The sequence below is a fragment of the Halorubrum tebenquichense DSM 14210 genome (assembly GCF_000337415.1).
GTDB classification, from domain to species: domain Archaea; phylum Halobacteriota; class Halobacteria; order Halobacteriales; family Haloferacaceae; genus Halorubrum; species Halorubrum tebenquichense.
In genome coordinates, this window is sequence record NZ_AOJD01000077.1 from 74656 (window position 1) to 90944 (window position 16289).

Consider the following 16289-nt stretch of genomic DNA (forward strand, 5'->3'; position numbering starts at 1 on the left):
GATGACCGATCAAGAGGCTGAAGCGTTCACGTTCGATGGTGGTCGTGTCGATCCGGGAGAGACGGAGGAGTTCCGCTATCCGGTAACCGAAACGTATCTCGGTGATCCGGTTCGCATCCCAGTCACGATTATCAACGGACCACGACCGGGGCCGACAATATTTTTATCAGCTGCGATTCACGGCGACGAACTCAACGGCATCGAAGTCGTTCGGGAAGTCGCTCAGGAGTGGGACCACTCGGATATCTGTGGAACGCTCGTCTGTTTGCCCGTCCTGAACGTCCAGGGTTTCGTCACCCAAGAACGGTATCTCCCCATCTACGAGCGCGACCTCAATCGTGCCTTCCCGGGGAAACAAAACAGTACGGGGTCGAACCGAATCGCCTACCAAATATACCACAATTTTATCGAACCCTGTGATTTCGGCCTCGATTTCCACACATCGACGCGCGGCCGGACAAATATGCTTCACGTTCGTACAGACATGGACGACGAGGGTGCTGCCCGACTCGCGCGAGCGTTCGGGACCAACCTCATCATGGCCGGCGAAGGCTCCTCGGGAATGCTTCGTCGCGAAGCGACAGACGAGGGGATTCCAACGATCACCTTGGAGATGGGCGAGGCGCACCGCTTCGAACGGGAGCTGATCGACCACGCGCTCGAGGGCGTCCGGAGCGTCTTCGCTGAATACGGTATCTATCAACAGGAGACGGTTCGGTGGCCGGGGTGGCGAACCGTTATCGGCGACTGGAGCGAAAAGACGTGGCTCCGGGCCGATTCCGGGGGAATTGTCGAGATGTACTACGAACAGGGCGAGTTAGTTCACGAGGGCGAGGTGATCTGTCGGATTACCAATCCGTTCAAGTCGGACGCGACGGTCGTCAAGGCGCCGTTCACCGGGCTCCTCGTGGGTGTCCTCGAAAATCCGGTCGTCTATCCGGGGAACCCCCTCTGTCACTTCATCAAGATCGAGGAGACACAGGAGCGTATCATCGAAGCGGGCTCCGGCGCACACGGGTAGCCGTGGACGTCGTTCGCTGGGACCGGGTCGGCGAGTGGAACCGGACGTGGCCGCTCGCGGCGGTGTTCGGCGCGGCCTCGGTGCCGTGGACGTACGCGTTCGTGGCGGGCCTACAGATTCCCCTGTGGCCGTCGTTCATCGCCTCCGCGACCTTCTACGCCGCCGGGGAGGGACTGGACGGACTCGCACGCGGCTACGCGAGCAACGCCGCGGGGATCGCCTACGCCGCGCTCACGCTCGCCGTCGTGGAGGGACTCCTCGGCGGCGGCGGCGTCGCGCTCAGCCTCGTCGTCGGCGCGTTCATGTTCCTCGCGAGCCTCCACGAGTTCGTTCCGCTGCTGTCGTTCACGCCGGGCGCGTTCTTCGGGTACGCGACGCTGTTCAGCGTCCACGCCGCCGGAGCGACGGCGCTCGGTCTCACCGGACTGCTCGGCGAAACGGTCGCCGCAGCGGTATCGATGCTCATTGGAGCCGTTATCGGCCTCGTCACCGCCGAAGCGAGTTCGGCGCTCGACGAACGGTGACAGCGCACTTTCGATCCGGCGCGCGGTCCCGGTGAGGTCGACGGGTTTCGACGACCCCCTGCGAGCCGGCATCGACGTCCTCTCCCGCGGAAGTACAGCGAGACGCGACTACCCCGCGGGCCGTTCGCGTCGAACTCGACGTACCCGCCGGACCGCGTACATCGCGGTTGACGGCGAGGGCTTCGAGCCGGTTTCGGAGCGCCTCCGACGCGTACTAACAAAAACCGGCCGGCGTCACGGGCGTACGGCGGTCCGACGTCAGTCTAGGGTGTCCGTCCGTCCGGGGACGCCGCGACCCTCGTAGAAGTCACCGCTCCACTGGCTGATCCAGATCTCCTGGTTCGAGAGGTACAGCGCCATCTCGGTGTCGAAGGTGTCGTCCGTGACCGACCACTCGTCGGCCTCGGTGTCGTACTCGACCTCCCGGTTGTAGACGGCCGCCTGCCCGAACTCGCCGCCGGCCATCGGCGGCAGCGGGAGCGTGAACTCGGCGTTCTCGTCCCGAGAGTTGGGTCGTTCGGCCCGCTGGAGCCGCCCGCGGTTGAACGTCTGGTTGAAGAAGGACGCGTACTGCGACTGGACCTCCGGTCGGTCAAGCAGCACGTCGGCGGCATTCAGTCCGCCAGTGATGTCGCCCGCGTCTCGGGCGGTGATCGTGTACGTCGAGTCGTCCGGCCCGGATGCGAAGGTACCGGCCTCGTCGTCGTACAGCTCCTCGGTGAGGTAGCCGAGCACGTCGTCCGCCGTGCCCGCGTGGTCGACGCCGTCAATCTGTGAGGCCCACAGCAGTCCCTGGCCGACGACGCCCTGCGTCGCGGCCTGGTTTTCGGCGCCGTTGTCGACGCGACCGTTGCCGTCGAGGTTCGACTCGATGCGACCGGCGAGGCCGTCGGCGTAGTCCGCGGCCGCGCTCCGGAGCTGGTCTTTGTTCGTCTGCGTCCCGAACCAGCCGATCGCGCCGAGCAGCTCGCCGGCCAGCCGCGTGTTCCCGATGTCGGCGGGATCGACGGCGTTCATCGTTGTCTGTCCCATCCCGTTTGTGAGCATCTGGATGTTCTCCGCGGGGATCAGCGGCTCGGGGTTCTCGTAGCCGAACCAGCCGCCCTGTGCGAAGCTGTTGAGGTTCGAGAGGAACCACAGCATCGCGGAGTGATGGCGCGGGCGCGGCGTCTCGTCGACCAGTCCCTCGCCCGGTCGGAACGCGGAGCCGAGTAGGAGGTTCTCGTCGTTCAGCCGGAAGTTGCCTCCCTGCTCGGGGACGAGCGAGAAGGCGGTCCCGACCTGCGCCATCGTCGAGAGCACCATCGCCCGGAACAGCGGAGCGAGGGCGGGCGGGAGGACCTCCGCGTGGTCCTCGAAGTTCTTCGCCCAGGTGATCCCCTTAAGGTGGGTCCATCCCAGCGAGGAGGGGCTGACCGTCATCGACGACCGCGAGCGGTCCCACGTCAGCGTCCGGGCGTCCGGTCGCCCGCCGTCGCCGTCGAAGACCGGTTGCTCGGTGAAGTGGGGGTCGCCCTCGGTGAACGGCGCCATGTTGAGGTTCGGCTCGATGACCGGCGGCCGGTCGGCGTCGGCGGCCCCGACGATTGCCGGGAACCGCTGCTCGAACTGCTCCTGCTGCTGGTCGTTGGCAGGGAAGATGATCCCGTTGCCCGACAGCGTGATCGTCGTGCTCATGTTGTACAGCGAGTACCAGTACGAGTCCCACGTGCCGTCGGTCCAGCCGTAGCTCGCCGTCGGTGCCTCGACCTCGACGCCGGCCAGCTCTAGCAGGTCGGCCAGCCCGTTACCCTCGGCGCTGTCGAGGTCCTCGATCGGGGCCGTCCCCGGTCCGGTCGTCGCCTCACCGACGATCACCAGTCCGACCATCCCCAGCCCGCGGTGCGGTCGACAGTAGTAGTCGTAGACGCCCGGCGTCTCGAAGGTGTGCTCGAAGGTTCCCTCGGACATCGTTCCGGAGTCGAACGGTTCGGCCGCCTCGGGAATTCGCAGCACGGCGTCCGTCTCCGGGTGATACGCGGTCGCCGAGTGGCTGCCGCTCGCGATCTCCCACGTGACCGTCGCACCCTCTTCGACCCACACGACTGCGGGCGAGAAGACGTTCTGACCCGCTCCCTGGTCGGCATCGAGCGACAGCGCCTCGACCGTCGCCGACCCCTGGAGGTCGTCGGGACCGCCGAGCACGTCCGCACCCGGCACCGACTCGTCGTCGGCGTCGTCCATCCCGTCGCCGCCGTCCGACCCGTCCGTCTCGTCATCACCGTCCGACCCGTCGGCGCCGTCGGCACCGTCGTTGTTGCCGCCACACCCGGCCAACCCGACCGCCGCGCCCGCACCGAGTATTTGTAACAGCCTTCGCCTGTCAGTGTCTCGTATGGTCCGTGTCATACGATAACAACTTCGGGAACTGGGCGTATGATGCTGTGTTCGTCGTGTACCCTCACCGCCTATCGGCGATAGAACTATTAACACGAAACGGACAGCGGTGTCGTCTCGACCACGATCGACGATGAGTTCTACCGTCGTGCTCGGCTCCCGGTCGTGGCCGACCCGAGAGTTCGGTCGTTTCCACCGACCCGATGCTGCGTCTCGGATGAACGGCCGCCAAACACTCTTTATAATATCGCGTCTGTAATCGGTAGATGACCGACCCCGACTCACTGCGGTCCGAGCGGCTCTACATCGACGGCCAGTGGCGCGAGGGCGCCGACAGTATCACAGTTCGTGACCTCGCAGACGGCGGCGAGTTCGCGCGCGTCGCGGCCGCCAGCAGCGAGCAGGCCGAGGACGCCCTCGCCGCCGCGGCCGACGCCCAAGCGGCGTTACGGGAGACGACGCCGGTCCAGCGAGCCGGATGGCTGGAGGCCATCGCCGACGAACTCGAATCGCGGGCGGACGAGTTCACCGACTCGATCGTTCGCGAGGCAGGGAAGCCCGTCTCCTCGACCTGGGGTGCCCCGACGAGCGCGGCGCGTCGATTCCGGTTGGCGGCCGGCGAGGCCCGCGACCTGGCGCGGACGTACGGCGAGTACCGCGAAGGTGCGACCCCGGGACACGAGGACTGGACTGCGATCGTCAGGCCCGAACCGATCGGCACCGTGCTCTGTATCGCGCCGTACAACTACCCGCTTCAGACGACCGTACTTCAGATCGCGCCGGCGCTCGCCGCGGGCAACGCCGTCGTCGTCAAGCCGTCGAGCAAGACCCCGGCGACGGCGGCGCTCCTCACCGACGTCGTCGTCTCCGCCGCCGACCTGCCCGACGGCGCGTTCAATTTCGTCCCCGGTCAGAGTCGAGAGATCGGCGACACACTGGCGGGGGACGACCGCGTCGACACCGTCGCCATGACGGGGTCCTCAGGCGCAGGAAAACACGTCGCCTCGGAGTCCGGCATCACCAACCTCGTGATGGAACTGGGCGGGAACGCGCCCGCGCTCATCTTCCCGGACGCCGACCTCTCGGACGCGGCGGGCGCCTGCGCGACCGGCTCGTTCAAGCTCAGCGGCCAGCGCTGCTCGGCCGTCTCGCGGGTACTCGCCCACGAGTCGGTCCACGACGACCTCGTGGAGCGGTTGGCGGCGACCATGGACTCGTGGGTCGCCGGCGACCTGTTCGACGAGTCGACGAACTTCGGGCCGCTCATCGACGAGTCTCATGCCGAGGAGGTCGCGGGGCTCGTTGACGCCGCAGTCGAGGACGGCGCGGACCTGGTCGTGGGCGGTGAGCGCGACGGTGCGTTCCACGAGCCGACACTGCTCGCGAACGTCCCGCAGGACGCCGATATCATCCACCGGGAACAGTTCGGCCCCGTGGCCGCCGTGACCACCTTTGAGACGGAGGAAGAGGCGATCGAACTGGCCAACGACGACGAGCTCGCCCTCGACGCCTCCGTGTTCACGACCGACCACGACCGCGCGATGCGCGTCGCCGAGCGCGTCGACGCCGGCAGTGTCCGCCTCAACGGAGCGCCCTCACACGGGCTGGGCGACGTTCCGTTCGGCGGGAACGACGCCTCCGGAATCAACCGCGAGGGCATCCACGCGGCGATAGAGCAGATGATCCGGAAGAAGTCGATCGTGCTCTGAGCGGGCTCCGTATCCGAACGTCCCTCCGGCGAGACCGAAGCCGGTCCGGTTATTTCGATCGACCCATAGTCATGACCGTGAACGTTCGAGATGTCCTCCCACGCGACGCGATCCCGAGCGTCGACGACCCGACGTTCGGGGACGCGTACGACTGGCATCCAGACGACGAGGTCATCGCGGTGACGTTCGCCGACCCGCCCCGCGCGTACCCGGTGCGGTTCCTCCAGTTCCACGAGATCGTGAACGATGTCGTCGGCGGCGTGGTCGACGACGCCGACGGCGCAACCGATACGTCCGGGGAAGACTCGATCGTCGTGACGTGGTGTCCGCTCTGCGGGAGCGGGATCGTGTACGACCGGACCCACGCGGGTCGGACCCTCGAGTTCGGCGTCTCCGGGAAGCTCGCGGACGACGACCTCGTCATGTACGACCGCGAGACCGGAAGCGAGTGGAAACAGTCGACCGGCGAGTGTCTCGCCGGCGCGTTCGAGGGGGACTCGCTCGCCGTCCGACCGGCAGGGATGCTGTCCCTACGGGAGTTCCGCGAGTCGTACCCGAACGGCGTCGTCCTCCAACCGCCGGGCGGCGAGAGCGAGGCCGCGAGCCCCGACGACGAGCCCGTTCCGATCGACTATGACGCGTCGCCGTACGAGGAGTACGCCTCGGGCGAGGGGTTCGGCCTCGCGGCCCACCGGGGAACGGACGACCGGAGGGAGTGGGACCGTACCGACGATCTGCGTCCGAAGACCGTAGTGTTGGGCGTCGAGGTCGACGACGACGCGCTCGGGTACCCCGTTCCCCGCGTCCGGGCTGCCGGCGGCGTCGTCCGGACGACCGTCGGGGACCGCGACGTCGTCGTGTTCGCGACGGACGAGGGCGAAGCTCACGCGTACGCCGATCCCGGGTACGACTTCGCCGTGACCGACTCGGGTGTCGCTGCCGACGGGACGACGTGGGACCCCGCGACCGGCGTCGCCGCCGACGGTCGTCAGCTCGAACGACTGCCGACGCGCCGACTGTACGCGTTCGCGTGGCGGGACGACCACGGTCCAGACGCCTTCTATCGGGCAGACTGATCTCGTCTCCGACGCGTCACGCCCTCGACAGCGGGACAGCGAACTCGTCCCCGAACGGTGCCTCGTACTCGACGCCGACACGGTCGTACACCGTCGCCGGGATCGAGAGATCGACGAGCAGGAGGTCACCGCTGACCGCCGCGAGCCCGGTCTTCGGGAGCGCGAGCGTGGCGATGAGGTCGGGATCGACCGCGGCACCCGGGGCCTCGCCCGTCGTCGCGTCCACGCCGGAGGGAACGTCGAGCGAAACGACCGTCCCCGCCGCGTCGCTCGCGGCGTCGACCAGTTCTGCGACGGGGCCGCGCGGCGCGCCGGACAGTCCGTAGCCGATCAGCGCGTCGACTACGACGCCGTCGAGGGGGGCGTCGACGTCGAAGCTGGAACCGCCCCCGCCGGTCTCGATCGGCACGTCGGTTGCCTTCAGGATCCGGAGCTGTTCCGCCGTGACGCCGTCGATATCGGCGGGATCTCGGTCGAGGACGATCCGGACGGGTAGGTCTCGGTTTGCGAGGTGACGGGCGCACGCGAGCCCGCCGCCGCCGTTCCCACCGTTGCTGGCGAGGATCGTGACGGGACCATTCTCCCGGCGGTCGAGCACCGCCTCGGCGAGTCCGCGCCCGGCGTGTTCCATCATCCGCGGGAGGTCGAGACCGACCTCCTCGACGGCGACCCGGTCGACCGCGCGCATCTCTTCGGCGGTGACAGCTGGGACCCTTCGGCCCGTCGGCCCGACGAACAGCATCTCGTCCATGTTGACATGTCGGTCTCGACCGATAAAATACTCCCCTAGACCTGCGGACGGTCGAGTCGAGTGGCCTCTGACACCCCGTCCGGCCGGTTTTACTCCGGCGTGACGACCTCGCCGCACTCCGGGCAATCCGCGAACCGCCGTCGATCGCCGTTCGCACGTTCGTACTCGACGAGCGTCCGACCGCTCGAGATCGCCGTTCCGCAGGTCGGACAGCGACCGAGCGGCGAGTCACTCGACATGGGGAAAGCGGGAGCGTGTGCCGTCTCCCGTCGACGAATACGTCCGAGGTTCATTTAAAAACGTCGCGTCCGTGTAACGCGCTTACCGATCCGCCCGTCAGAACGTGATAATCTCGTAGTCGTCGTCGACAAGCGAGCGGATGCTCGGGTGCCCGTCGTACTCGTCGAGGGTGACGAGGCCGGCGTCAGCGACCGCCTCTTCGACGCCGAACGCTCCGGAACAGAAATCACAGACTGCGGCGTTGTCACGGACTGCCTGGTACAGCTCGTGGTAGTCGCTCTCCTCGTCTTCGAGCTCGGGGATCCACTGGGTCCCCGCGCCGTCGAAGATGAGTTCGAGCTCGTCGTCGTCGTTCTCGGCAAACTCCTTCGCCGCCTCCAGCGCGTTCGCGAGGCGACCGTAGTCCGAGTGCGATTCGTTGCCGGCGAGAATCACGATTGCTGCTTTTGCCATCGTGTTAAGACACAGGCCCCACTCACACATAACCCGTGTGCGGGTGTGTGTTCTGAACGTCGACTCGTCATGTGATGACGTGGCACGTATCTCTTGTCCCGTCACGACGCCCGGATATCACGGTGCCCGCATATCATGACACCCACGCGTCACGGACAGTCGCTCGCGTCGAACGAGCGCGGGTCGGCTCCCTGATCGACTCGTCGGACTGCGGCGTCGTCGACGTCGACCACGGCGGCGACCCCGCCGTACTCGTGCGTCTCGTCGTGGCCGCGAACGACGACACAAGACGCGTCGTCGGGAACGTTGACGGTCTCGGAGCGCGTGAACGGCTGCTCGGAGTGCGCGTGTAGCAGCTCTCGGCGAGCGAGCCGCGTCCCGTCGAGCCGCTCGACCTGCCACCAGTTCGCGTACCCCTCCTCGCCGTCGTCGTCGTGGTGGAGGCTCACATCGAACGCGTACCCCTCGTCAGTCACCTCGAACGCGACCTCGACGACGTTCGCTTCTCGGAGGTCGAGGTCCGGGACGTCCGCCTCATCCGCTTCGTCGTCCCCCTCGTCCGCTTCGTCGTCCGCGTCGTCCGCTTCGCTGTCCGTATTGCCTGTCTCGCCGTCGCCGTCGACACACCCGGCCATCGACGCGAGCGCGACTCCGGCGGCACCGGCGAGGAACCGTCGACGGGAGGGACTTCGGTGCCGGACCATGCGCGTCGTTCGGCGGCGAGCGTGAAAACGTCTCTCCCGCGGGGCGTCGACGGCGGTCCGCCGCCGGATCACCCGTGATGATGGTGGTCGTGGTCGCCGCCACGCGAGAACTGCCCCGAGAACGCGCGGTCGACGACCTCCGAGAGCGCCGGATGGATGTGGACCGCCTCACGGATGTCCGCGACGGTACCAGAGCCCGCCGTCATCGCGACGACGACCTCCTCGATCAGGTTCGACGCCTCAGGGCCGACGACGTGGCATCCCAGAATTTCGCCGTCTAGGTCGATGAGCACCTTCACGAACCCGTCGGCGTGCATCGCGCTCCCGCGGGCCGTCTCGTCGTACGCGTACGTGTTCGTGGCGTACTCGCGGTCCGTCTCGCGGAGGTCCTGCTCGCGCGCGCCGACACCGGCCACTTCGGGCGAGCCGAACACCGCGAACGGCATCGCCGAGTAGTCGACCGGCTCGGGTTCATCACCGAGCAAGTTCCGGACCACGGCCTTCGCCTCGTGGTTCGCGCTGTGTTTCAGCAGGTACTCGCCGACCACGTCGCCGAGCGCCCAGACTCCCTCGGCGTCCGTCCGGAGGTACTCGTCCGTCTCGACGAACCCGCGCTCGTCGGTCTCGACGCCGGTCGCGTCGAGGTTCAGCATGTCCGTGTTCGGCCGCCGGCCCGCGGCGACGAGCAGTTCGTCGCCCGTGACGGTCACCTCCTCGGCGTCCTCGGGCGCCCCGATCGTCTCGCCGCCCGCGCGGACGGAGTCTGCCTCGGGGTACGGCCGCGCCTCGACGGTCACCTCGTCGCCGGCCTCCCTGACCGCGACCGCCTCGTAGCCGGTGTACACGTCAAGGCGATCGGCGTAGCGGTCGGTGACGGCCTCGCCGACCTCCGCGTCGGCCTCGGGGAGCAGGTGCTCCCGGCGGCCGACGATCGTCACGTCGCTGCCGAACGTCTCGAAGAAGTGGCCCAGCTCCGCCGCGATATAGCCGCCACCGACGATCACGAGGTGGTCCGGCGCCGTCTCTAAGCGAAGCGCCTCGGTGCTCGTGAGGTAGTCGACGTCGTCGACTCCGTCGATCGGCGGGATCGAGGGGCGCGTGCCGGTGGCGACGAGGACGGTGTCGGCCCGCAATGTGGCGCCCTCGTCGTCGCCGTCGACGATCTCGACGGTCCGGTCGTCGACGAACTGACCGGTCCCCGAGAACAGGTCGTGGGCGTCCGACGACTCCAGGCCCCGTCGGATCGACTCGGAGCTCCCGGCGACGTCGTCGGTGACCTTCCGGACAATCTCCGCGAAGTCCACGTCCCTGACCTCGGCGTCGATCTCGAACTCGCCGGCCCGCTCGACCGTCTCCAGCACGTCGGCGTGATACAGCAGCTGTTTCGACGGGATACAGCCGCGGTTGAGACACGTCCCGCCGAGGCGCCCCTCCTCGACGACGGCGACCGAGTTCCCCCGGCCGGCCATCGCGTTCGCTACGTCCAGCCCTGATCCCGATCCGATCACGAGGAAATCGAACTCCTGCATGACTGGACCGACGGGACCCACGGTCATCAAGACCGGTCCGCCGTGGTGCGAGTCGCACACGACCGCGTCCCAGTCGGAACCGCCCGCATCAGACGCCGAACGTCGTCGCGAGGACGATTCCGCCGACGACCCCGAAGACGACGCCGAGCCCGCGTTCCATAAGACCGCTCGGGATGTGTCTGCCGACGCGAGCGCCGACCGTTCCGCCGACGATCACGCCCGGGATCGACCAGACGACCACGTACCAGACCGGCGTCGCAGCGAGCGCGTGGACGGCGGCGCCGGCGACCGCCGCGATCGCCAGCACGAACACAGACGTGGCGACGGCGACGCGCGGCGGCATCCGGCATCGCGCCACGAGCTGCGTGGTCACGATTTCGGGGAGCCCGGCGCTTATCAGTCCCGTGATCAGCCCGCCGAGGCCCGCGAGCGCGACACCCGGTGGACGCCAGCAGGTCGGGTAGACGAACCGCTCGCCGTCGGCGGCGTCGATGACGGTGGTGCCGCGCTCTGCGTTCTTTTGTTTGAGGAACTCGCCCTCCCTCTCTCCGGGTTCGGTCTCTTCCGGGGAGTCGGAGTACAGCAGGAACCCGCCGAGCGCGAACAGCCCGACTCCGAATCCACCGCGGAGGAGCGTGTCGGGGACGTAGTGGGCTGCGAACGATCCGATCACGATCGCCGGGAGCGCCCCGAGTAGCAGCCACTTTGCCGTCGCGTAGTCGACGACACCTTGCTTGACGTAGGATCGAAGCCCGTTGCCCATTCCGAACACTTCCGTCATGAGCCCCGCACCGACCGCTTGGGCGGGGCTGAGCCCGACGACCAGCAGGAAGAACGGGCTGAAAAACAGCGCGCCCGAGACGCCGGCGGCGATGGCGACCAGCGCGAACAGCACCGACGCGGGAAACACCCACCAGTGGTCCAGAACGCGATCGACCGGCACCGCCGAGAGCGACGGGACCGGATCGAGTCCGGACGTCGCCGCGATCACCTCACTCGTCGCCACGATAGCCCCCGCCATCGTTCACTCCGGGTGGTGGGCGCCGTGCCCGACCCAGAGGAGCAGCAGGTTCGCCGCGATCGCGACCGGTAGCCAGCCGGCCGGCAGGATCGACGAAACGGGCTCCGCGGCCCCGACGACGTACGCGGCCGGGAACGCGATCGCGGTCCAGAACGCGGCACGGCGGACGGTTGCCTCCGCTCCGCGACTGACTGCCGACCCGGCAGCTGCGGTACAGCTACGCACGGGCCGGTCGTCGCGCAGGCAGCGCGGTCGGTGCGCGTCGTCGGCCGTCTCGGTAGACGCGTTCGCCTCCACGGCTTACACCGGGAGTAGGGCAATCCCCGCACCGAGCACGACGCCGTAGACGACGTGGAAGAAGCCGAACGCGCCCATCGTCTTCGGGTCCGGCTCCATCGCGAGGACGATCCGCATCCAGAAGACCATTCCGCCGACCATCAGGACGAGCCCGAAGGCGAGCCCCCAGAGGACGCTTCCGACGAGGGCGCCTGCGCCGACGTCGAGCCCGAGCGCGGTCGCGCCGAGGGCGAACGCGACCCCCGCCCCGATCCCGTACAGCATGTGGAGCAGCATGCCCTGTTTCATGTACGCCTCCGGCCCCTCGTCACCCACGTACTTCGCCCAGAGGGCGGCCGTCGGCGGCGGCGAGTCGTCTCCCATCGCCATCATGAACATCGTCATGACGACAGTCGCAATCAGTCCAGCGATCAGTCCGGTGAGTATGCTTACCATGATGTGTTCTCGCGCCGGCGTGCCGACGTAGGTTACCTCTAGTAACCCAGATGCGAGGATATCAAATAAAGGCGCGCGAACGGACGGGTAACCAAGTTACCGACTGGTTACGGTGACCGGCGAGGGGTCGGCCTCACAGGTACGACTTGCCGTCGGGAAGCGCACACTCGTCGCCGTGACAGCGCGCCGCTCGCTCGACGGCTTCGAGGTCCGCCTCGTCGTCGGGCTCCTCGCTCCGCCAAGCGTACTGAACGGTGCGGTCGGGATCGATCACGAAGACTGCCGAGCGCGCGACACCGCGGTGGTCCTCGATCTCGTCGACGCGCACGCCGTACGCCTCGGCGGCGCTCCCGTCGCTGTCTGCGAGCAGCGGGAAGTCGATCCGGTGTTTCTTGGCGAACGCGCGGTGGCTGTAGACCCCGTCGGTCGAGATCCCGAGGACAACCGTGTTCTCCAATAGCGACAGCGTCTCGCTGTCCCGCAACGTACACATCTGCGTCGTACACACGGGGTGGAAGTCGAACGGGTAGAACACGGCTACGACCGCCCACCCGTTGTCGGTGTACTCGGTCAGCGCGTGCGTGTCAATCCGACCGCCGCCCGCGCCGGGGAGTTCGAACGTCGGCGCTGTCTGTCCAGTCTGAAGCATACGTGAGACTCGGAGGTAAAACGACATGAACCTCGCCCGATCGTGCGAACACATTACACACATCGAGAACGGATCACCGTCTCGGTACCAGCGTCGACGGCTCCCGTCGTTCGTGTCCCCGTACCGCACGCCTTGCGGTGATTTATTAACGGTCCTCCCGTCCCGCCGGTATGACGCTCGCGCTCTCTGCTGGTCTGGTCGCGACGATCGTCGTTGTGGTCGCAGTCGCGGGCGCCGTCAACGGCGTCGCCGGGTTCGGATTCGCCGTCGTCGGGACGATGGTACTCGCGGCGACGCTAGACCCAGCGACCGCCGTCGCGTTCATGATCATTCCGATGTTCGCCGTGAACCTCGCGCTCGTCGGCGATCTCACCCGCAAGGAGCTCCGCACGTGCGGGACCCGGTTCGCGCCGCTGCTCGTCGCCGCGCTTGTCGGCACCGTCGCGGGGATGGCCCTGCTCGACCGACTCCCCGAGGCCCCGGTGCGCGTGCTGCTCGGACTCGTCTCGCTCGGCTTCGTGGCGGCCGCTCAGCGTGCGGTGCCGCTCCCGAACCTGTCGAGCGTGAGCAATCGCGGGACCGCCGAAACGCCGCTCGTCATGGCCGTCGTCGGCGTCGTCTCCGGCGTCCTCTTCGGGGCGACGAACGTCGGCGTCCAGCTCGTCGCGTACGTCCGGAGCTTCGACCTCTCGCATGGGCTGTTCGTCGGAGTCGTGGCGCTGGTGTTCGTCGGGATCAACGGCCTCCGGGTCGTCGCCGCCGGCGCGCTCGGCTTCTACCCGGACATGGCGTTCGCCCTCGCGTCCGTCGCCGCGGCCGTCCCGGCGGTCGGGGGCGTGGCTGTCGGGAAGCGGCTCCGCGATCGGGTGAGCGAACGGCTCCGACGCGGCGTCGTCCTCGGGCTACTGACGGTTATCGGCGTGAGGCTCGTGCTCGGCGGCGCCGGGGTCCTCTAACCGTCTCCTCCACCCGACTCACCGATTCAGCCGCCACCGAATCACGGCGGCCGCGACGAACACCGTCGCGAACGTGACGCCCCCTGAGATCAGCGCGCCGCGAGCGCTCGACGCGCCCGTGGTGAGGACGGTCGCGGAGGCGCCGCCGCCGGCGAGGACCGCACCGCCCGCGATCCCGCCGACGCCGATACAACAGAGGCTCAAGAGCCCGACCACCGACAACGAGCCCAGCAGCCCGTCGTCGCTCATTGACCTTCCCCGCCGTCGCGGAACGCGTCGAGCGCGAGCGACCAGTCGTACTCTCGGTACCGGACCCGCGACACGGCGTCGGGGTCGACGACGTCGTACTCGCGCAGGACGCGTCGTATTCCGCTCCCGCCACCGAAGTCGCCCCGGTACCAGAGCAGGAGCCGCGGCACGTACGCGGTCCCCTCCTCGACGACGGTCTCGCTCCGGAGATAGTTCTCGGTCGCCGCGTCGAGGTCCGCGTCGATCATCTCGGCGTCGTAGGCGGCGACCGCCGGACAGGAGGCGGCGCCGCAGTTGAGCGCGAAGTGGATCCGGAAGTCCGGCTCAGCGACCCGGTGACGCCGAACGAAACTCGAGGCGAGGGGGTTCGGGACGTATCCGAGTCCGTACTTCCACTGCGAGCCGCGGAGGATCCCGTGTTCGATCGCATCGAGACTCAGGTCCTCGCCGGCCACGGTGACGATCAGCTCCGAAAAGAACCGGCGACGGCTCTCGAACCGGTCCGGTTCCGACAGTAGCGCGTCGCCCGTCGCAGCGTTGTACGCGTTCAGCCAGAAGGCGAGCCGCTCGTCCGGACCGAGGGCGTCCAAGTCGCTCTCCGAGAGATAGGCGAGACGAGTGCGCGCGTCCTCGCGCGCTGGATCGTGTTCCGAGCCGGCACGGACCGCGCGGAGGAACCGCTGCGAAGTCTCGACGGGGGCGGAATCGATCTCCGACGGCGGACCGGGGGCCGGCGTCGACTCGGACGCTGTCATAGTCGGATCTCTCGGGCGGGGAGCGAAAAGCCGCTGCGGTTGGGCGCGGCACGCGGCAGACCGACCGAGCGTTATGCCGCGGGACCGCGTGTGTACGGTATGACCAACACGGCCGCCTCCTCCGAACCGGTTCCCGACTTCGAACTGCCGAACGCCGGCGCCGGCCCCGACCCGTTCTCGCTGTCCGCGGCCGCCGCCGACCCGGACCTCGACGCCATCGTCCTGCTGTTCCAGCGAGACTACCACTGCGGGAACTGCCGGAAACAGGTAGAGGCGATCGCCGACCGGTACGACGAGTTCGAGGCGCTGAACGCGTCGGTCGTCTCGATCCTTCCGGAGCCTGTGGAGCGGGCCGCCGAGTGGCAGGACTCCTACGACCTCCCGTTCGCGCTGCTCGCGGACCCGAACACCGACGTGAGCGACGCCTACGGCCAGCCGGTGCGGTTCGGCGTCCTCGGCTCGCTCCACGACCTCGTCGGGCGGATGCCGGTCGCGATGGTCCTCGGCGTCCGGTCCGGCGAGCCGGTCGTCGCGTACACGTACGAGGGACGGATGCCCGCCGACCGCCCGGAGGTCGACGACCTGCTCGATGAGGTCCGGGCGCTGCGCGCCGACTGACGGATGAGCGAGTCCGACCGCCGCACCGTCCTCGTCGCGCTCTGGCGGATGTCTCGTCCCGCACAGATCGCGCTGATCGCGCTCGTGTACGCCCTCGGCGTCGCGATAGCGCTCGGCCGCGGCGCGACGGTCGACCCCGCGGACGTGGGTATCGGTCTGGCCGTGCTCGTCCCGGTCGCCGCGAGCGTCCACTACGCGAATGAGTACGCGGACGCCGAGACCGACGCGCTCACGGACCGCACGCCCTTCTCCGGCGGGAGCGGCGCGCTCGCCGAGACCGGTCTCCCGCGTCGCCTCGCGCTGCGTGCCGCGGTCGGGTCCGCCGCGATCGGTCTGCTACTGCTCGCCTGGGCCGCGGGTCCGCTCGGCCGACGACCGCTGTCGGCAGTTCACGCCGTCCTGCTCGGCGGAATCCTCCTCGTCGGCTGGCAGTACTCGGTCGGGCCGCTCCGGCTCGCGTGGCGCGGGCTCGGGGAGGTGACGAACGCCGCGCTCGGCGGGATCGCACTGCCGCTGTACGGGTTCGCGGTCGTCACCGGTGAACTGACACTCGACGCCGTACTCGCGACCGCTCCGTTCGCGCTCGTTGTGTTCGTGAACCTCCTAGAGACGCAGTGGCCGGACCGCCGGGCGGACGCCGCGGTCGGGAAGCAGACGCTCGCGACGCGGTGATCGCCCCGTCGACTTCGAGCGGTGTACGGGCTCGCGAGCCTCGCCGCCGCGGGGTCAGTCGTCGCGCTCGTCGGTCGCGTGCTTCCGTCGGTCGTTGTGGTCGGAACGCTCGTTCCGATGGTCGGTCTAGTTCCCGGGTACCGGCGGTTCACGCGGCGGGAGGAGCCGCTGCCCGCGGTCGCGACGATGGTGGTCGTCGCCGCGACGACGACGGTCGCGTGGGGCGCGGTCGCCGCCGGACTCGTCGGCTGACT

At 68.3% G+C, this 16289-nt stretch carries 20 protein-coding genes; 8 read left to right on the top strand and 12 right to left on the bottom strand.

Features of this window, described 5'->3' with window-relative positions:
* Window position 1 precedes the first annotated feature (1 nt).
* On the top strand, window positions 2–1021 hold the full coding sequence (locus C472_RS14445; protein WP_049906768.1) for a succinylglutamate desuccinylase/aspartoacylase family protein: 1020 nt from the start codon (window positions 2–4) through the stop codon (window positions 1019–1021).
* A gap of 2 nt (window positions 1022–1023) precedes the next feature.
* Window positions 1024–1545, top strand: a complete 522-nt coding sequence (locus C472_RS14450) for a DUF1097 domain-containing protein (protein WP_006630591.1) — start codon at window positions 1024–1026, stop codon at window positions 1543–1545.
* 258 nt (window positions 1546–1803) lie between these two features.
* Here C472_RS14450 and C472_RS14455 read toward each other — a convergent pair whose 3' ends face one another.
* Entirely contained in the window at window positions 1804–3933 is a 2130-nt protein-coding gene (locus C472_RS14455; RefSeq protein WP_082238269.1) for a plastocyanin/azurin family copper-binding protein, read from the bottom strand.
* Between the two features lie 254 nt (window positions 3934–4187).
* Between C472_RS14455 and C472_RS14460 the strand changes: the two genes are divergently transcribed.
* Together C472_RS14460 and C472_RS14465 are read left to right on the top strand one after the other, a co-directional pair.
* Entirely contained in the window at window positions 4188–5630 is a 1443-nt protein-coding gene (locus C472_RS14460) for an aldehyde dehydrogenase family protein (protein WP_006630593.1), read from the top strand.
* A 71-nt stretch (window positions 5631–5701) separates the two neighbouring features.
* Complete coding sequence (locus C472_RS14465; protein ID WP_006630594.1) at window positions 5702–6706, top strand: DUF3179 domain-containing protein; 1005 nt, start codon at window positions 5702–5704, stop codon at window positions 6704–6706.
* 16 nt (window positions 6707–6722) lie between these two features.
* On the opposite strand, the gene C472_RS14470 is transcribed toward C472_RS14465, so the two are convergent.
* The 9 genes from C472_RS14470 to C472_RS14505 all read right to left on the bottom strand — a co-directional run bounded on the left by C472_RS14470 (window position 6723) and on the right by C472_RS14505 (window position 12785).
* A complete protein-coding gene (locus tag C472_RS14470; protein ID WP_006630595.1) occupies window positions 6723–7457 on the bottom strand; it encodes an NAD(P)H-hydrate epimerase in 735 nt (244 codons plus the stop codon).
* 89 nt (window positions 7458–7546) lie between these two features.
* On the bottom strand, window positions 7547–7750 hold the full coding sequence (locus tag C472_RS18190; protein WP_449271989.1) for a DUF7837 family putative zinc-binding protein: 204 nt from the start codon (window positions 7748–7750) through the stop codon (window positions 7547–7549).
* Window positions 7751–7793: 43 nt separating this feature from the next.
* Window positions 7794–8150 carry a DsrE family protein gene (locus C472_RS14475; protein ID WP_006630597.1) on the bottom strand — a complete coding sequence of 119 codons (357 nt, stop codon included), beginning with the start codon at window positions 8148–8150 and terminating at the stop codon, window positions 7794–7796.
* Window positions 8151–8299: 149 nt separating this feature from the next.
* Window positions 8300–8854: a hypothetical protein gene (locus C472_RS14480; protein ID WP_006630598.1), complete on the bottom strand. Its 555-nt coding sequence runs from the start codon at window positions 8852–8854 to the stop codon at window positions 8300–8302.
* Between the two features lie 68 nt (window positions 8855–8922).
* Complete coding sequence (locus C472_RS14485; RefSeq protein ID WP_006630599.1) at window positions 8923–10383, bottom strand: dihydrolipoyl dehydrogenase; 1461 nt, start codon at window positions 10381–10383, stop codon at window positions 8923–8925.
* 88 nt (window positions 10384–10471) lie between these two features.
* Entirely contained in the window at window positions 10472–11389 is a 918-nt protein-coding gene (locus C472_RS14490) for a sulfite exporter TauE/SafE family protein (protein WP_006630600.1), read from the bottom strand.
* Between the two features lie 18 nt (window positions 11390–11407).
* Window positions 11408–11629, bottom strand: a complete 222-nt coding sequence (locus C472_RS14495; RefSeq protein WP_152420657.1) for a hypothetical protein — start codon at window positions 11627–11629, stop codon at window positions 11408–11410.
* A gap of 75 nt (window positions 11630–11704) precedes the next feature.
* Window positions 11705–12136 (bottom strand): hypothetical protein, encoded by a 432-nt coding sequence (locus C472_RS14500; protein WP_049906719.1) that lies wholly within the window; start codon window positions 12134–12136, stop codon window positions 11705–11707.
* A gap of 133 nt (window positions 12137–12269) precedes the next feature.
* Window positions 12270–12785, bottom strand: a complete 516-nt coding sequence (locus tag C472_RS14505; RefSeq protein ID WP_006630603.1) for a redoxin domain-containing protein — start codon at window positions 12783–12785, stop codon at window positions 12270–12272.
* Between the two features lie 170 nt (window positions 12786–12955).
* On the opposite strand from C472_RS14505, the gene C472_RS14510 reads away from it, so the two are divergent.
* On the top strand, window positions 12956–13741 hold the full coding sequence (locus C472_RS14510; RefSeq protein ID WP_006630604.1) for a TSUP family transporter: 786 nt from the start codon (window positions 12956–12958) through the stop codon (window positions 13739–13741).
* A gap of 18 nt (window positions 13742–13759) precedes the next feature.
* Here the strand turns inward: C472_RS14510 and C472_RS14515 are convergent, their stop codons facing one another.
* Window positions 13760–13990 carry a hypothetical protein gene (locus tag C472_RS14515; RefSeq protein ID WP_006630605.1) on the bottom strand — a complete coding sequence of 77 codons (231 nt, stop codon included), beginning with the start codon at window positions 13988–13990 and terminating at the stop codon, window positions 13760–13762.
* Window positions 13987–14745 carry a DUF547 domain-containing protein gene (locus tag C472_RS14520; RefSeq protein ID WP_006630606.1) on the bottom strand — a complete coding sequence of 253 codons (759 nt, stop codon included), beginning with the start codon at window positions 14743–14745 and terminating at the stop codon, window positions 13987–13989. The genes C472_RS14515 and C472_RS14520 overlap by 4 nt, the downstream gene beginning before the upstream one ends.
* A 99-nt stretch (window positions 14746–14844) precedes the next feature.
* On the opposite strand from C472_RS14520, the gene C472_RS14525 reads away from it, so the two are divergent.
* The 3 genes from C472_RS14525 to C472_RS17860 are packed head-to-tail and all read left to right on the top strand — an operon-like array spanning window position 14845 to window position 16287.
* A complete protein-coding gene (locus C472_RS14525; protein ID WP_049906721.1) occupies window positions 14845–15363 on the top strand; it encodes a peroxiredoxin family protein in 519 nt (172 codons plus the stop codon).
* Between the two features lie 3 nt (window positions 15364–15366).
* Window positions 15367–16035 (top strand): prenyltransferase, encoded by a 669-nt coding sequence (locus tag C472_RS14530; RefSeq protein ID WP_006630608.1) that lies wholly within the window; start codon window positions 15367–15369, stop codon window positions 16033–16035.
* Window positions 16036–16056: 21 nt separating this feature from the next.
* The gene (locus C472_RS17860) at window positions 16057–16287 is read left to right on the top strand and encodes a hypothetical protein (RefSeq protein ID WP_006630609.1); all 231 of its coding nucleotides are present in this window, start codon (window positions 16057–16059) and stop codon (window positions 16285–16287) included.
* Window positions 16288–16289 lie beyond the last annotated feature (2 nt).

Coding starts and splice junctions, on each gene's coding strand:
- C472_RS14445 (WP_049906768.1), top strand. CDS start 2: ATGACCGATCAAGAGGCTGAAGCGTTCACGTTCGATGGTGGTCGTGTC.
- C472_RS14455 (WP_082238269.1), bottom strand. CDS start 3,933: ATGACACGGACCATACGAGACACTGACAGGCGAAGGCTGTTACAAATA.
- C472_RS14460 (WP_006630593.1), top strand. CDS start 4,188: ATGACCGACCCCGACTCACTGCGGTCCGAGCGGCTCTACATCGACGGC.
- C472_RS14465 (WP_006630594.1), top strand. CDS start 5,702: ATGACCGTGAACGTTCGAGATGTCCTCCCACGCGACGCGATCCCGAGC.
- C472_RS14470 (WP_006630595.1), bottom strand. CDS start 7,457: ATGGACGAGATGCTGTTCGTCGGGCCGACGGGCCGAAGGGTCCCAGCT.
- C472_RS18190 (WP_449271989.1), bottom strand. CDS start 7,750: ATGAACCTCGGACGTATTCGTCGACGGGAGACGGCACACGCTCCCGCT.
- C472_RS14475 (WP_006630597.1), bottom strand. CDS start 8,150: ATGGCAAAAGCAGCAATCGTGATTCTCGCCGGCAACGAATCGCACTCG.
- C472_RS14480 (WP_006630598.1), bottom strand. CDS start 8,854: ATGGTCCGGCACCGAAGTCCCTCCCGTCGACGGTTCCTCGCCGGTGCC.
- C472_RS14485 (WP_006630599.1), bottom strand. CDS start 10,383: ATGCAGGAGTTCGATTTCCTCGTGATCGGATCGGGATCAGGGCTGGAC.
- C472_RS14500 (WP_049906719.1), bottom strand. CDS start 12,136: ATGGTAAGCATACTCACCGGACTGATCGCTGGACTGATTGCGACTGTC.
- C472_RS14505 (WP_006630603.1), bottom strand. CDS start 12,785: ATGCTTCAGACTGGACAGACAGCGCCGACGTTCGAACTCCCCGGCGCG.
- C472_RS14510 (WP_006630604.1), top strand. CDS start 12,956: ATGACGCTCGCGCTCTCTGCTGGTCTGGTCGCGACGATCGTCGTTGTG.
- C472_RS14515 (WP_006630605.1), bottom strand. CDS start 13,990: ATGAGCGACGACGGGCTGCTGGGCTCGTTGTCGGTGGTCGGGCTCTTG.
- C472_RS14520 (WP_006630606.1), bottom strand. CDS start 14,745: ATGACAGCGTCCGAGTCGACGCCGGCCCCCGGTCCGCCGTCGGAGATC.
- C472_RS14525 (WP_049906721.1), top strand. CDS start 14,845: ATGACCAACACGGCCGCCTCCTCCGAACCGGTTCCCGACTTCGAACTG.
- C472_RS14530 (WP_006630608.1), top strand. CDS start 15,367: ATGAGCGAGTCCGACCGCCGCACCGTCCTCGTCGCGCTCTGGCGGATG.